This window comes from Psychrobacter sp. Arc29, assembly GCF_041431175.1.
Classification (GTDB): Bacteria; Pseudomonadota; Gammaproteobacteria; order Pseudomonadales; family Moraxellaceae; genus Psychrobacter.
Genome location: NZ_JASMRR010000001.1, coordinates 212,398 through 228,339, shown reverse-complemented (window position 1 = coordinate 228,339; position 15,942 = coordinate 212,398). Strand labels below are relative to the sequence as shown.

Sequence of the window (15,942 nt, the reverse complement as noted above, 5' to 3'; positions counted from 1 at the left end):
TCGGCAATGAGCAGTAATATGGGTATGAGACAGCTTAACGAAAAAGGGTATGTGCAGTAGCATGTACTCTTTTTTTATTGCATACACTACGTCAGAAAATGGGGAACTCATGAAAAGTACAGCAGCTAAAATAGCTGAAAGAATGTATGAACTTAATATTACACAAGCAGATATAAAAAGAGCAACAGGTGCAGGTAAAGCGACTATATCAAGCTGGATAAATGGTTATACAAAGCCCTCAAGTCTGTACATTTCTAAACTAGCTACCTGTTTACACTGCACTACCAACTGGCTACTTTCGCATGATGATCAGAAAAACAATATCTACGAAACTACTGAAGACCCTTCTATAGAATGCAGTAGTAAAAGGATGACTCCTATCATTAGCTGGACGATAGCTGCCAACTTTTCTAATAATATACCGACTATAATAAACCATATAGTTGATTGGACACCCAAGCTGCCTCATTTATCTGAACAGGCTTTCTGTCTTGTTATTCAAGGGAGAAGCATGTCGCCTGAATTCAAACCTAAAGAAATTATTTATGTAGAACCAAAGATAGCTTTAGCAGACTTAAAAGATGGCGATTTAGTTATTGTTCGCTATGATCACAATACACAAGCTAATTTCAAGCAAGTTGTTATTGGTGAGGACAAATCCGACATATACCTTAAGACTATTAATCCTGATTGGCCACATCAAGCAATGCAACCGATAGCTGATTTTACACTAATTGGAATAGTTGATAGCAAACTGGTCAAATACAGATAACTAAATACTATAACTAGTCTATAAACAACCTATTGCCTCTCCAAATCATACACAAAGAAAAGCCCCGAACCTAGGGCGATTGGTTCGGGGCTTCAGTGCTTCATGTTATTGTTATTATCTCTCTTCCATGTTGACTCATCCTAAGTCATAAACAGTAACATATAAGACAGCGGGCTGACCTGTTCTTTTATTGATACCGTCTCAACACTGCATCCTTGCGTATCCTTGTGTTGATGAATGTATTATAGGACAATCAATTTGGTACGAATAGAAGCTAAAGACCTTATTTGACGTAAGCATATGCTTACGTTATAAGAGTAAACTTTAACCTATACGTCGTACTCCTCATCAACTAAAACTGCCTTGCGCTTCTCTGCGTTCATCTGACATTTTCTTGCCTTCTTTTTTACCTTCTTCAATCTTGCTATCTGCTTCTGCCACATCTTCTGCTTCTGCAGTAGGCGCATTGCCTTCCTGCTTGCTCGTTTCTTCTGGCTCATATTGTAAAGTCGTCATTACAGGAAAATGATCAGACCCTATAGACGGCATACGTCTGATATCAACCACTGTAAAGCAAGCACTATGAAAAATATGGTCTAATGCCCAACGCAGAAACGGATATTTGACATGAAAGGTGTTGATAAAGTGTCGACCAATACGAGGATCTAGCAGCCCAGAAATACGCTGAAAGCGGCGCGTGGTTTTTGACCATGCCACATCGTTGAGATCACCAGCCAGTATCGCGGTTTGCTCATTTTCTTTGATGTGCTTGCCAACCATCAACAGCTCAGCATCACGCGTGGTAGATTTATCAGCCTCAGTTGGACTTGGAGGCATAGGATGCAAGCAGTATAGCCAAATCACTCGACCACCTTGCAGGCGTAACTGCGTATGAATAGAAGGTATGTCATCAATCATTAGGTACTTCACTTCAGGATCTATGAGCTCAAGCTTAGAGTACAGGTGCATACCGTATAGATTATCCAGCGGAACCTTCACCATATATGGATAATCAGACTCAATTTGCTGTAAGGCTTTCTCCCATTTCTTATCAGTTTCAAGCGTAATTAAAATATCGGGCTGTCTATGCTTGACCAAATCAACCAATTTTTGTGTTTCATCATTGGGTGTTAACACATTTGAGACCATGATTTTTAATTGATGTACTTGCCCTTCTGGCTTGTCTTTTGCTTTTTGAACTTCTTTTTTCCATAGCTTGGTATACGGCAATACCATTCTTAACTGGAACACTAACGTGATACTAAGCACTATAAATAACAACCATTGTCCCAATTGCCACTCCGGGAAAAACATGATCATGCCAACCCATGCAATGACACCAAGCACCATTATCTGAATGCGTGGGAATTCGACGCCACGTACCCACCAATTATCAAGTGGCACCCAACCCCAGATCGTTACAAATGCGATGAATCCTGCTAGCCATTGTAAGCTGTAATATAATAGTGAGAGATCCATAGTATGTAATAACCGTTTATTGAGATGATAATGGGGCCAATGATGATATATGCCATTCATTCCATGACAACACACATCATTGTTTTAAATGAACTGAGTTCTAACTGAACTGACATCAAGTATTAATGACTGAACTGACATCAAGTATTAATGCTAGAAGCTTACTTTAGCATTTCATAAGATTTTCGCCTATATATGAGTCGCGATTCTGCAACAACTGCCATAAAAATTTACAATACCTACCCAATCAAAATAATAAGTATTTTATCGAGAGCCTTATCCTTTACGGATAACCAAATATATTTTGCCAATACCTAAGCGCGACTCTAATAATAACGTAAAGTTATAGTACACATAGTTAATAGTGTATAGAAAACGAGTAAATAATAGCCAAAACGCCTTGCTTTTTTGTACCATTCACGGCATTGTTATCGGTTGGTGATGCAACAAATAATTGTCAATAGGACTGAATTTCATGAGTAACTTAACAGTAGGCTTGGTAGGCTGGCGCGGCATGGTAGGGTCAGTATTGATTCAACGTATGCAGGAAGAAAATGACTTTAACGGTATTACGCCTGTTTTCTTTTCAACCAGCAATGCTGGTGGCGATGCGCCAAAATTCGACGGTATTGAAACTGGCCAACTAAAAGATGCTCATGATGTTGAAGCGCTTGCTGCTTGTGATGTGATTATTACTTGCCAAGGTGGTGATTACACTTCAAAAGTTCACCAGCCACTACGTGATGGCGGCTGGACTGGCTATTGGGTTGATGCAGCAAGTACGCTACGTATGAAAGACGATAGCATCATCATTCTTGATCCCGTCAATCGCAGCGTCATTGATGACGCCCTAGCCAGTGGCAAAAAAGACTTTATCGGTGGCAACTGTACCGTGTCATTGATGCTAATGGCGATTGGTGAGCTGTTTAATAAAGGCTGGGTTGAATGGGTCAGCGCGATGACATATCAAGCGGCTAGCGGCTCTGGTGCCAATAACATGCGTGAGCTTATCTCAGGTATGGGTGTCTTGCATGACGCTGTACAAGATGAACTAGCCAACCCTGCTAGAGCCATTCTTGATATTGATAAGAAAATCGCTCAGACACAGCGTTCAGCAGACTTTCCTACACAGTACTTTGGTGTGCCACTTGCTGGTAGCTTGATTCCTTATATCGATGTGCAGTTAGAAAACAAGCAGTCAAAAGAGGAGTGGAAAGGCGGCGTTGAGACTAACAAGATTCTTGGTAATGACGAAGCTAGCACGATTCCTATCGATGGTATGTGTGTACGTGTCGGGGCAATGCGTTGCCACGCGCAAGGCCTAACGATTAAGCTCAAAAAAGATATCCCTCTAGAAGAGATTGAAGCCGCCCTAAAAAATAGCGGCAATGAGTGGTTAGATTTGGTCGAAGACGATAAAGAAGCCACTATAAAGCGCTTAACGCCAGTCGCAGTGACTGGTACATTAACAGTTGCATTAGGCCGCTTACGTAAGCTTAAAATGGGCCCTGAATATCTAGGTGCCTTTACCGTTGGTGATCAGCTACTGTGGGGCGCAGCAGAACCATTGCGCCGTATGCTGAATATCATTCGTGAGCAAAACAACTAAATCAAATATCCAAAATATCAGATAAAAAAAGACAGCAAGTGCTGTCTTTTTTTGTGATCAATAATCTAAATGACTAAGAACAATGACTATATGCCTTAATACCCATGTATTACTTTTGCTCATAAGCAATCATTACCTCGTTACGACGTAAAAATGGCAATGTCCATGGCTCATCATAACGTGCCAATTCTGGATCACCTGTAGGCGTTAAATTTTTACTTTGCATCCAATTTCGCAGTTCTTGTGTCTTCCTATCTACTTTATCACTTCCAGTAAATCCTGAGAATTTGATAACGCCATAATTTTGAGCGGGTACTTCGATGATTTCAACCTCTGGATTATTCGGTTTTGGTAACGTTTCCATCGTATATTTACTGGGCATCGTGAATTGTACGCGCCACTTTCCATCATCTTGTTGCATACTGACTGGTGCGGTCATTGCGATCTTCTGTGACTCACTATCCGACTTACCATTATCAGGCTGCATGGTGACAGGCGCTGTCATGCTAATTTTGCTGCTACCACCAGTTGGCGCAGTGTTATTACCAAAAATATAATCCGCTAGGATTTTGAACCCTGCACGACTCGCCGCGCGTTGATCACCACTTACCCACGTTTGGGCGATTAATTGCTCATCATAACGGCGTAACTCAAAGTCATCTGATTGTGCCAATAACGTATACTCTGGCTCTTCTGGATCAGCAGCCATCGCCCCTTTTGATATCAATAATATCCCGCCAACCAATAGTAAATAACCTGTCTTTTTCATATAACCTCTCCATTTTCTTAAAGTATGCTCTGATGGTTTTGAATACGTCACTATTATGACTTTTACTTTACCAGCGCAACGTAAGGGTTGTCTGTGTGTTTTGAAGCACTGTCTGTGTCTTTTGGTTATGACAATATTGCATTAATTAAAAAAACGCACTGACTAGCTATATTGACGGCCTGAATATCAATATCCAAAAAATCCCTAACAATGCTATAATTAGCGACATTTTCATAGCTCATATATCGGTTAACATATGCAATTTGTCTTACATAAAACAGCCAGCGGTGCAACTCGTGCACGCCGCGGCACCGTTCATCTCAATCATGGCGACGTGCAAACGCCTGCTTTTATGCCTGTTGGTACTTATGGTACGGTCAAAGGTATGCTGCCACGTGATATCGAAGCCATCGGTGCTGATATCATTTTAGGCAACACTTTTCATCTCTGGTTACGCCCAGGCACGGAAGTGATCGACAAATTTGGCGGCTTGCATAAGTTCATGCATTGGGACAAACCTATTTTGACGGATTCAGGCGGTTTCCAAGTATTCAGTCTGGGTGCCATGCGTAAAATTACCGAAGAAGGGGTTAACTTCAAATCGCCTATCGATGGCGCCAAAGTATTTCTTTCTCCTGAAAAATCCATGCAAATTCAATACAGCTTGAATTCAGACATCGTCATGCAGTTCGATGAATGTACGCCTTATCCAGCGACTCATGATGAAGCGAAAAAGTCTTTAGAGCTTTCATTACGCTGGGGACAACGCTGCGTTGATGAGCACAATAGACTGGGTAGCACCAACGCATTATTTGGTATCGTACAAGGCAGTATGTATCCTGATTTGCGTCAGCAATCACTCGAAGGTCTGCTAGATATCGGCTTTGATGGTTATGCTATCGGCGGTCTTTCGGTTGGTGAGCCTAAAGAAGAGATGATAGACGTCCTAGACTACCTGCCTGATGATATGCCAGCAGATAAGCCGCGCTATCTAATGGGTGTTGGTAAGCCTGAGGATTTAGTTGAAGGCGTACGCCGCGGTGTGGACATGTTCGATTGTGTGATGCCAACTCGTAACGCGCGTAATGGTCATTATTTCGTGACGGGCGATGCAGACAATGCTGGTGTGGTGCGTATCCGTAATAGCCAGTATCGTAACGACGAAGGCCCATTAGATCCTGAATGTGACTGCTACACTTGCCAAAACTTCAGCCGTGCTTATTTGTATCATCTTAATAAATGTAAAGAGATGCTGGGTGCACAATTGGCAACCATTCATAACTTACGCTATTACCAGCGTTTGATGCAAGGTATCAGAGACGCCATTGAGCAAGATCAGTTTGATGAATTCGTTAGCGAATTTTATAGTAAGCGTGGACAAACCGTTCCTGAGTTGAATTTACGTTAATCCATTTTAGTATTTATTGATATTATTAGACATAAAAAAGGGCTTAAGAATTATCTTAAGCCCTTTTTATGTGTGCTGCTTTTATCGCTTGATGATTTACATGTCTAAATCATTATAAATAACTATTAGCCCATCAGTGAGGTAACAAATACCACGATCACAGCGATTGGCGCGATGAATTTTGCAACAATTTGCCAAAGCTGCCATGTAGCATTAGATAAACCAAGCTCTTGCTGAATGCTACGCTGATCCATTTTCCAACCAACGAATACGATGGCGGCAAGACCTGTTAGAGGTAACAGGAATTTACTGGTAATCTTATCTAGTGCATCAAAGATACCGTTACCCATGATAGTAAACTCAGACCATAGGTTGAACGATAGCAATGCGGCAATACCTAATAGCCAAATCACAGTACTGGCAACGATAGTCGATACGGTACGGCTCATCGACGTACGCTCTTCTAGCAGCTCAACCGTTGGCTCTAGCAATGAGATAGATGAGGTGACAGCTGCAAAGGTGATAAGCAAAAAGAACAATGCACCAATGATAGTACCTGCACCCATGCTACCAAAAGCAATCGGTAAGCTGACGAAGATCAGACCAGGACCTGACGCAGGATCTAGACCGTTACTAAAGATAATTGGGAAGATGGCTAGACCGGCCGCCAAAGCGATAACCGTATCCAAAATAACAACGGTACGTGCGGTTTTTAGCAAGTTCACTTCACGACCCAAATACGAACCATAAGCAACCATGATGCCCATACCAATCGATAGCGTGAAGAAGGCATGACCTAATGCTGCAAGCATAACATCAGCCGTCAGCTTACTCATATCTGGCGTGAACAGATAAGCAACTGCCTCACCAAAACCGCCATTCATTACGTTATAACCAACGATAACGAAAAGGATCACACCCAGTAGTGGCATTAAAATCTTAGCTGTTTTTTCGATACCACTCGTTACACCAATACCAACGATGACGGCAGTCAAAATCATAAATACGGTGTGCCAAATCGTCAATGTACCGGCTGATGCTAGCATCGCATCGAAGGTCGCAGCCACAGAATCACTATCTTGACCTGTAAAGCTGCCTGACGCCACTTTGGTGATATAGTTAAGTGCCCAACCACCGATCACACTATAGAAGGATAGAATTAAAAAGCCACCCAAAATACCAGTAGCACCAACGATGGTCCAGCTACGAGATTTACCTTCGCTAGCAGCCACATCCGCAAACGTGTTGACTGGGTTTTTTTGTCCACGGCGACCAATGAGCCATTCAGCAACTAGTATTGGAAAACCGACTAGTGCGATACAGAATAAATAAGCGATAACGAAAGCTGAACCACCGCTCTCACCCACCATATAGGGAAACTTCCATATATTCCCCAAACCAACTGCTGAACCTACTGCCGCTAACACGAAGCCAAAACTTGAGCTCCATTGTGCATGTTCTTGTTTATTGATAGCCATTTTTTGCGTCCTCGTACTTCAAATAACGCTACTGACAATCCTCCTTGATCATCATAAATAGTGACTACTACTATCAAACTATTTAGTAAACACTTCAATGTGAAGTGCCCCGTAACATTAAGAAAGAATTGTTTACAATATCATAAACGCTCAGTTTCTGCTAAGCGACCAAAAAAGTCAAGTACTCATAAATATAAAAAGCCATAACAATTGGTTATGGCTTTTGACAATATTATCTTTTATTAATAGAATTTAGGCAGATTAAAACTGTAAAAAACGACTATCTAGCCTAGATTCTATAGTGGTTCAATATGCGTTTAACGCACCACCCCGCGACGACTTTTTTGTAGTGAATCAATCAGCAATTGAACTTTTGGCTCTTGAGATAGCAGCTCACCTTGCAGAACCTCCAACGCTTTTGCTGTGGTCAGACCCGATCTAAAGATGGTACGATACGCTTGGCGTAAGACATCAATGGTTTCTTTCGACCAATCTTTTCGGCGCATGCCTTCGATATTCAGGCCATGAGCTTTTGCTGGATTACCAGACACCATCGTAAACGCTGCGACGTCTTTTAAAATCAAACTGGCACCGCCGATTAAGCTGTAATCATCTACTGTACAAAACTGATGAATACCTGAATTACCACCGATGATTGTATGGCTACCGATAGTCACATGACCTGCAACGCCCACATTATTTGCCAACACATTATGATCGCCAATCACACAATCATGCGCCACATGAGTATTGACCATCAACAAGTTATGACTACCTATCTTGGTCAGCTCACTATCTTGTGCAGTACCACGATGTAGGCTACAAGCTTCGCGAATCGTATTATGATCGCCAATCTCAAGCCAAGTACGCTCACCTGCATACTTTAGATCCTGAGGATCCTCTCCAACACTCGCAAACTGATAAAACTGGTTATGCGCACCAATGCGAGTCAACCTAGTCACAACGACATGCCTATGCAACACAGTATATGGTCCAATTGACACTTCATCACCAATGATACAGTAGGGACCAATGATGGCAGTCTCATCAATCTGTGCAGATGGTGAGATGAGTGCTGTAGGGTGAATCTGACTCATGATGTGGGCCCTTGTATCATTTAATGCAAATAAATAGTCAGCCAAATGCAGCTGGTTTGGCTTCATGAATGAGGCCAATATCCGCTGCTTTGTTAAATATCAATATAATAGCTCATTATAATTGTGAAGATCGATTCGATATAGCGCCTTATGAATGCTAACTCATTACAAACTTAGGCACTTTTACTGTCTTTAATTTTTTGCTGTTCTTGACGCGCAATCATGATTTGAGCACTCGCAGCAAGTTCGTCTTCGACATGTACCGTACAATCAAACTTATAAATGCCATGGCGCTGCATTACTGTCTTGGCACGAATGATGAGTTGATCACCAGGAATGACTCGGCGCTTAAACCGCACTTTATCTACACCAGCAAATAAATACAGATAGCCATCTTCTGAAGTCAGACCTGCACTAATGAACCCAAGTATGCCTGAAACCTGTGCCATTGCCTCTACCATCAATACCCCTGGCATGATTGGCTCGTCAGGAAAATGCCCATTAAAAAACTCTTCATTAATGGTCACATTTTTGATACCCGTAATGCACTCTCCTGGTGTACAAGCGACCACTCTATCGACCAACATAAAAGGATAACGATGTGGTAAATAATGCTTAATCGTATGATACGTCAGTGGCAGCGTAAGACCTTGCTCAGCCAAGCTTTTGATGTCTTCATCAGTTGGGATATCTATATGGTTATTGCTCATAATGAGGCTTCCTTGCAGTATTTAAAATATTGATTGTTTGTATTCGTATTAGTCACGGCCCATCTGACGAAAACGCACCGCCGCACGTCGCCAGTGAGCAGTTGGCATAGCAGCTGTTCCAGAAGAGTAAGAACCAGCAGTCTTTATAGACTTGGTAACCATGGTCATACCTGATAAAACCACATCATCTGTAATTTCGATGTGCCCTGTGATACCGACAGCACCGCCAATAATGCAACGTTTACCTATAGTCGTACTACCGGCAATACCCGTTTGGGAGGCAATGGCAGTACCGTCACCAATACGTACGTTATGAGCAATTTGAACCAAATTATCAATGATAACATGATTGCCAATAACCGTATCATCAATGGCGCCGCGATCGATGCAGGTGTGGCTACCAATACGCACATGATCACCAATAATCACGCGGCCTAGCTGAGCGATCCGCTCCCAGCCTGAAACACTAGGATTGTTGGTAGGAGCAAAGCCAAACCCTTCGGCACCAATACTCGCACCCGCATGCAATCTTACGTAGTTACCAATGACACAATCATGGCCAATAACCACTTGCGACTTAATAACACTGTCAGTACCGATCTCAGAATGCGCCTCGATCATTACATGGGCATCAAGTGAGCTACGCGCTCCTATCTTCACATAGTCGCCAATGACACAAAAAGGACCAATATTGACATCATCACCAATCACAGCGCTATCAGAGATCACAGCGCTAGGATGGATTCCAGCAGATAGTGACTGACGGGCAAATAGTTGGCTAGCGCTAGCATAAGCTAGGTATGGGTTAGAGACAACCAACGCTAAGGCCGACTCAGGTACTTGGTCACGATACTCTTGGGTGACCAATACTGCACCTGCTTGGCTACCAGACAAACTAGAGATATAGTGAGGGTCTGCCAAAAAGCTTAGCTGCTTTTGGTCAGCAGTAGTTAAACTTCCAACACTGTTGAATGGGTGACGTAACTGCTCAGCACTAATATCAGCTTTATTGATAATGGGCTGACGCTGCTCAATCCGAGTGATAAGTTGCTCAATCGTTATCATAATGACTATTAATAGACTATTGTTATATATAAAACGGTCGTCAAAATAACAATGTGTTTTGACGACCTACTGGGAACTAATGACATTCTAACTTACTTAGACAAATATTTGAGAACGATTAGATATATTTAGATGATATTAGCGATCTAGAATGTATTACCAATCTGGAACTGGACTTTTTCAGTTTCGTCGCCTTCTTTATCACCAAAAGGTACGGCATAACTAAGTGAAATTGGACCAATTGGTGTATACCAAGTCACACCTGCACCTGCACTAAAACGGAAATTATTGTCTTGGGTCAATAGTGGTACACCTGTATCCTCACCGGTGCCAGGATTAACGAAGGTACGGTCTTCTTTGTCACTCGTATCAAATACCTGACCACCTTCAGCAAATAGTACTGGACGCACTTGATCTGCCCAATCCCCTTTAAACGGCATCGGCAAAATCAGCTCACTACCAAAACTAACTAACGCATTACCACCAACCTCTTCTGTACTATACGTCTGATTAGCGGGATCGTTAATAGCATCATAATAAGCTTGTGACTTAGGTCCTAACGTTGATGATTCATAACCACGTACTGAACCATAACCACCCGCGTAAAAGTTTTCGTAGAATGGCAAATCATTACCATAGCCAAGTTTGGTATAACCGCGCGCGATCCAGTCTTTATAAAGCGGATAATACACGTTGCCGCGATAAACGAGTTTCTGATAGCTAGAATCGCCAAGACCAATGGTAGCATCAACAGTGTGGCTCATACCTTTGGTCGGAAACACTGGGCGATCTAGTGTGCTGTAGTCCCAGCCCAATAGTAAGTTGTAAGTCTGATAATCATTTTTAAAGCCAGTACGACCTTCGAAATCCCCAGTGAAGTCTTCAACAGTACCGCCGTCATCGATAATTTCTTGTGCGTTTGATATGCCGAGGAAACGGCCACCACGTACTGTCGTATTGTCGACATTCAGACCAGCACTGACACGCTTGGTCTCATCCACAGGGTAGCTATAATTTAGCGTAGCACCGTAGGCATCAGTGACGTAATTACTAACGTTTCTATCATCATATTTGGTTTCGCGATAGTAAGCACTCACGCCTTGCGAGACGCCATTTTCTGTAAAGTATGGATCGGTATATCCTAAGCTATACGAATCGCGTGTCTCTGAACGTGATAGTGCGGCTTTAACGCGGTTACCAGTGCCCATAAAGTTATTTTGGGTTAAATCCAACTGAAAAGTAACACCGCCGCTCTGCGAGTAACCTGCCGCAATCGTTGAACTACCAGAAGGTTGCTCTTCTACTGTATAGTTGACATCTACTTGATCTGGCTGATTGGGTACTGGTTTTACGTCAACATTAACAGCTTTGAAGAAACCGGTACGCATAAGACGCGTACGCGATAGCTGAATTTTTTCGCTAGAGGCAAGAGACCCTTCCAGTTGACGCATCTCACGGCGCAATACTTCATCTTGAGTTTTTAGATTACCTGTGAAGTTAATACGGCGAACATAAATAGGACGTGCAGGATCGATATAATAATCCACGTCAACCATTTTGGTGTCGTCATTAATGCGTGGTACTGGTCTAACTTGGGCTAAATAATACCCTTCGTTACCATAGCGTCTTTTGAGCGCGGCTGTTGTTTCATCCAGTTTGGCTTGTGAGTATTTTTCATTAGGCGCAAAAGTAACCAACTCTTTTAGTTCGTTATTATCAAAAGTGGGCTTACCTAAGAAATTGACGTCACCAAACTGATACTGCTCACCTTCACTCAAACTGACTTCGATGAACACACTACGTTTATCTTCACTAATATTAAGTACCGCGTTATCTACTGCGAAACGCACATAACCATCGTTTTGATACAATGCTTTTAAATTGTCTAAACTAGCGGCCAGTTTTTCTTGCGCATATCGATCAGATTTTGATAGCAAGCGTGTCCATGATGATTCTTTTACAGCAAAGACATCTTTGATTTCTTCATCACTAAAGTGTTTGTTGCCAATCACATTGATATCAACAACTTTAGCAGGCTTACCTTCGATAAAGCGTACATCAAGCTTGACGCGGTTACCATCAAGTACCGTCTGATCTACTTCAATATTACTGTTGTAATAGCCTTGGCTGATATACTGCTGTTGCAGCTCATTAGCAACGCCTTGCAGGGTCGATTGCTTCAGTACATTACCGACAGACAGTCCAGCATTCCCAAGGCCTTGCTCAAGCCCTTCTTTAGGAATGAGTTTGTTACCTTCAAAATTCACTTCGGCAATGGTTGGACGTTCAATAACATCAAACCTTAGATTGCCACCTTCGACACGGCTTTGAATATCAGCAAAGTTTTCAGTCGCATACAGTGCCTTGATACTGGCAGCTAAGCTACTGTCATTTACCGTATCTCCTACCGTAATAGGTAGAACCGGATAGAGGCTATCAGGGGTTAGGCGTTGCAAGCCATTGAAACCGATGTCAGTCACTACAAATTCTGCAGCCTGTACCGGCATACTCATCATCGCTACAACTAACGGCAACCCAGCCGCGCTCATAAATAAAGGCGTACGCATAAACACTATCCGTCAATAAAAAACTTGCTAAAGTTAAGTTAAAAAGCACATGTTGTCCAGCCCATTTGCACAAAGTCGCAACTCCATGCATGGCTGACTCAGAACACTTTATATAAAAAGCATCACAAAATAAACTAAAAATTACGATTAGTACAGAGGCTATGACACAAAGTATCTTGCGTATAATAGCAACAATCAAAGCGTAAGCGCCATTAAACCATTAGTATATCGTGCTTTATTGATTATATTACTCATTAACCGATCAAAACAGCCTACTGATGTCATTACCAATTGCTAACACCATGAAACCTGCCAGTAAGAGTAAACCGATATTTAACCCCACCATTTGTACCCCTTCAGAGAGCGGTTTACCGCGAATCAGTTCGATGAAATGATAAACGATATGACCACCATCCAATACTGGAATCGGTAAAAGATTCAATACAGCAAGACTCAGGCTAATCAATGCAGCCGTCGATAATACCATCTGCCAACTGATATCAAAGCTTTGCTTGGCAACTTTGGCAATGGTAATCGGACCTGACAAGTTATCCAGACCAATCATACCTGAGAGCATTTTTCCCATCGAGCTTACCGTCATCACGGCTAGCTGCTCAGTCTTCTCGAACGACTTGACCAATGACTCGCCAGGGCCGTAAACCACGGTGGTTTTGTAGGCATCAGGAATAACAATCTCAGTCTGGTCCACCATGGCGCCAATTTGTCCGTAATCATTACCCAAGTTGTCTTTTTTGCCTTGCGGCATAATCTGCAATTGCACCGTTTTGTCATCGCGCAATACAGTAAAATCAAGTAGGACCTCGGGATTATCACGAATAATACGCGTGGCGCTAATCCAATCGTCAATGTTTTGATTATTGATGGCAGTAATACGATCGCCCACCTGTAGACCTTGACGGCTAGCCGCACCATCAGGCGCCAATTCACCAACAATCGGGGCAATCTGTGGCTGCCACGGTAACATACCAAAGCTGGTCAATGCATCTTTACCTTGTGCATCACCCTGCATAAATTGTGTGACTGGTGCTTGATAGGTTTTGATTGACTGATTGGTTGGAGCATCTGACTGCAAGGTAATGCTGACATTATCCGTCTCACCCATACGTCCTGCAAGGCGATAGTTGATACCTTCCCACGTCTGTACGTCGTGCCCATCAATCGCAACAATCTTATCACCGATAGGTAATTGCGCTATCGCAGCTGGGGTATCTGGCAGTACTTGCCCGATTTTGGTAGCCAACTGCTCAGACGGCGTCATAAATAACACCCAAAAGAGCGCAATCGCAATGATGAAATTCATGATAGGGCCAGCGGCGACAATCGCAATTTTCTTGAGCGGATGCTGATAATTAAACGCAAGATGCTGTTCATCTTTTGCGACATTGCCTTCACGCTCATCAAGCATCTTGACGTAGCCGCCGAGTGGCAATGCTGAGATACGATAATCGATGCCACTTTTTTTGCTGGTCCAACCAAATAATTTAGGGCCAAAGCCAATAGAGTATGTTAATACTTTGACGCCGCACATCCGTGCCACGATATAGTGCCCCCACTCATGTAAGGCAATGAGTGGACCTAAGACAAATATTGCCGCAAGAAGCGTTAATAAAAACGTCATGATCTTTTCTCAGTATTGTTGCTTAGCATCATTTTTTAACTAGGAGGCTATTTATTACTAATGATGGCTACGATTATGCCAACTTTGCCACAAGCTTATCAGTAAGGTGACGCGCTATCTTGTCAATGGCTAATATATCTTCTATGTCAGTCGTTTCGTTTAATGGTGGCAGCTGTATATCGTTTAAGGCACGCTCATTGATATCAGCAATGTCAGTTAAACGAATTTGTCCATCCAAAAACGCCGCCACTGCAATTTCGTTGGCTGCATTTAGTACAATAGTCGCCTGCGTACCTGCTTGCATTGCTTGACGAGCCAAACGTAGACAGGCAAATTTTTGTAGATCAGGCTCGATGAACTCCAAACCACTAAGTGCATATAAATCTAATGGCTGCGAGCCACTATCAATACGGCTAGGGTAACTGAGCGCATGGGCAATTGGGGTTTTCATATCTGGACTGCCAAGCTGTGCTAAAAAGCTGCCATCGCTATATTCTACCATTGAGTGAATGATACTTTGTGGATGAATGACCACATTTATCTTATTTTCAGGCAAATCAAATAAATGACAAGCCTCGATCAGCTCAAGTCCTTTATTCATCATTGTGGCTGAGTCGACAGATATCTTTTGACCCATTGACCAGTTAGGGTGCTTGACTGCCTCTGCAACAGTTGCTTGCTGCATCTGTTCAAAAGACTGCTGCAAAAATGGGCCACCAGAGGCTGTTAACCACAGTTTACGGACACCATGATTTGGCTGATGAATTTGGGTGTTGTCTTGCTGAATAGCGAGTGGTAGGCACTGAAAAATAGCATTGTGCTCAGAGTCGAGGGGTAATAACGTAGCATTATGTGTTTTGACCGCATTGATCATTACCTGCCCTGCCATCACAAGCGCTTCTTTATTGGCGAGCAAAATACGCTTACCTGCGCGTGCTGCTGCTAAGGTAGAAGGCAGTCCTGCCGCGCCTACGATGGCAGCAACGACAGTATCAGTTTGTGAATCAGTGGCTATATCTACTAGACCTTCCTCGCCCCCTACTACATCACTATCAATTCCTGCTGCTTTGAGCCTTTTGGCAAAATCATCCACAGCTGCTGTTGGCACGCTAACGCGCTTAGGCAAAAACTGCTGACAGAGCGTAAACAGCTTATCTAAACGATGGTAGCCTGACAATGCGTAGACTTCATAATATTGCGGTTGCGCCGCTAATATTGCCAACGTGCTATCGCCAATCGAGCCTGTCGCGCCTAGTACGGCGATGCGTTGCGTCATAACCATTAATGCCTATGATATTTAATATTTAGAGAATGAGAAAAGAGTAAATGAGGTTTAAAAAATAATCAGG

The 15,942-nt window shown here is 42.7% G+C and carries 12 protein-coding genes; 3 read left to right on the top strand and 9 right to left on the bottom strand.

All coding sequences use genetic code 11. From position 1 onward, the window contains the following. Window positions 1-109: 109 nt before the first annotated feature. A complete protein-coding gene (locus QO189_RS01080) occupies window positions 110-772 on the top strand; it encodes a helix-turn-helix domain-containing protein (RefSeq protein ID WP_371531167.1) in 663 nt (220 codons plus the stop codon). A 348-nt stretch (window positions 773-1,120) separates the two neighbouring features. On the opposite strand, the gene QO189_RS01075 is transcribed toward QO189_RS01080, so the two are convergent. Further along, window positions 1,121-2,251 carry an endonuclease/exonuclease/phosphatase family protein gene (locus QO189_RS01075; protein ID WP_371531166.1) on the bottom strand — a complete coding sequence of 377 codons (1,131 nt, stop codon included), beginning with the start codon at window positions 2,249-2,251 and terminating at the stop codon, window positions 1,121-1,123. Window positions 2,252-2,726: 475 nt separating this feature from the next. Between QO189_RS01075 and asd the strand changes: the two genes are divergently transcribed. Then, entirely contained in the window at window positions 2,727-3,860 is a 1,134-nt protein-coding gene (gene asd, locus QO189_RS01070) for an aspartate-semialdehyde dehydrogenase (protein WP_371531165.1), read from the top strand. Window positions 3,861-3,969: 109 nt separating this feature from the next. On the opposite strand, the gene QO189_RS01065 is transcribed toward asd, so the two are convergent. Further along, window positions 3,970-4,629, bottom strand: a complete 660-nt coding sequence (locus QO189_RS01065) for a heme-binding protein (RefSeq protein ID WP_371531164.1) — start codon at window positions 4,627-4,629, stop codon at window positions 3,970-3,972. Window positions 4,630-4,885: 256 nt separating this feature from the next. On the opposite strand from QO189_RS01065, the gene tgt reads away from it, so the two are divergent. Then, a complete protein-coding gene (gene tgt / locus QO189_RS01060; protein WP_371531163.1) occupies window positions 4,886-6,037 on the top strand; it encodes a tRNA guanosine(34) transglycosylase Tgt in 1,152 nt (383 codons plus the stop codon). 125 nt (window positions 6,038-6,162) lie between these two features. On the opposite strand, the gene QO189_RS01055 is transcribed toward tgt, so the two are convergent. From QO189_RS01055 to ispC, 7 genes are all read right to left on the bottom strand, one after another. Next, a complete protein-coding gene (locus QO189_RS01055) occupies window positions 6,163-7,515 on the bottom strand; it encodes a sodium-dependent transporter (protein WP_371531162.1) in 1,353 nt (450 codons plus the stop codon). Window positions 7,516-7,832: 317 nt separating this feature from the next. Beyond that, the gene (gene lpxA, locus QO189_RS01050) at window positions 7,833-8,612 is read right to left on the bottom strand and encodes an acyl-ACP--UDP-N-acetylglucosamine O-acyltransferase (RefSeq protein ID WP_371531161.1); all 780 of its coding nucleotides are present in this window, start codon (window positions 8,610-8,612) and stop codon (window positions 7,833-7,835) included. Window positions 8,613-8,785: 173 nt separating this feature from the next. Beyond that, complete coding sequence (gene fabZ / locus QO189_RS01045; protein WP_201601351.1) at window positions 8,786-9,322, bottom strand: 3-hydroxyacyl-ACP dehydratase FabZ; 537 nt, start codon at window positions 9,320-9,322, stop codon at window positions 8,786-8,788. A gap of 48 nt (window positions 9,323-9,370) precedes the next feature. Next, on the bottom strand, window positions 9,371-10,387 hold the full coding sequence (gene lpxD / locus QO189_RS01040; RefSeq protein ID WP_371531160.1) for a UDP-3-O-(3-hydroxymyristoyl)glucosamine N-acyltransferase: 1,017 nt from the start codon (window positions 10,385-10,387) through the stop codon (window positions 9,371-9,373). Window positions 10,388-10,533: 146 nt separating this feature from the next. Beyond that, window positions 10,534-12,954: an outer membrane protein assembly factor BamA gene (gene bamA, locus QO189_RS01035; RefSeq protein WP_371531159.1), complete on the bottom strand. Its 2,421-nt coding sequence runs from the start codon at window positions 12,952-12,954 to the stop codon at window positions 10,534-10,536. A 262-nt stretch (window positions 12,955-13,216) separates the two neighbouring features. Continuing rightward, window positions 13,217-14,593, bottom strand: coding sequence for an RIP metalloprotease RseP (gene rseP, locus QO189_RS01030; protein WP_371531158.1), 1,377 nt, complete (start codon window positions 14,591-14,593; stop codon window positions 13,217-13,219). Between the two features lie 73 nt (window positions 14,594-14,666). Continuing rightward, the gene (ispC, locus tag QO189_RS01025; RefSeq protein WP_371531157.1) at window positions 14,667-15,875 is read right to left on the bottom strand and encodes a 1-deoxy-D-xylulose-5-phosphate reductoisomerase; all 1,209 of its coding nucleotides are present in this window, start codon (window positions 15,873-15,875) and stop codon (window positions 14,667-14,669) included. Between the last annotated feature and the right edge of the window lie 67 nt (window positions 15,876-15,942).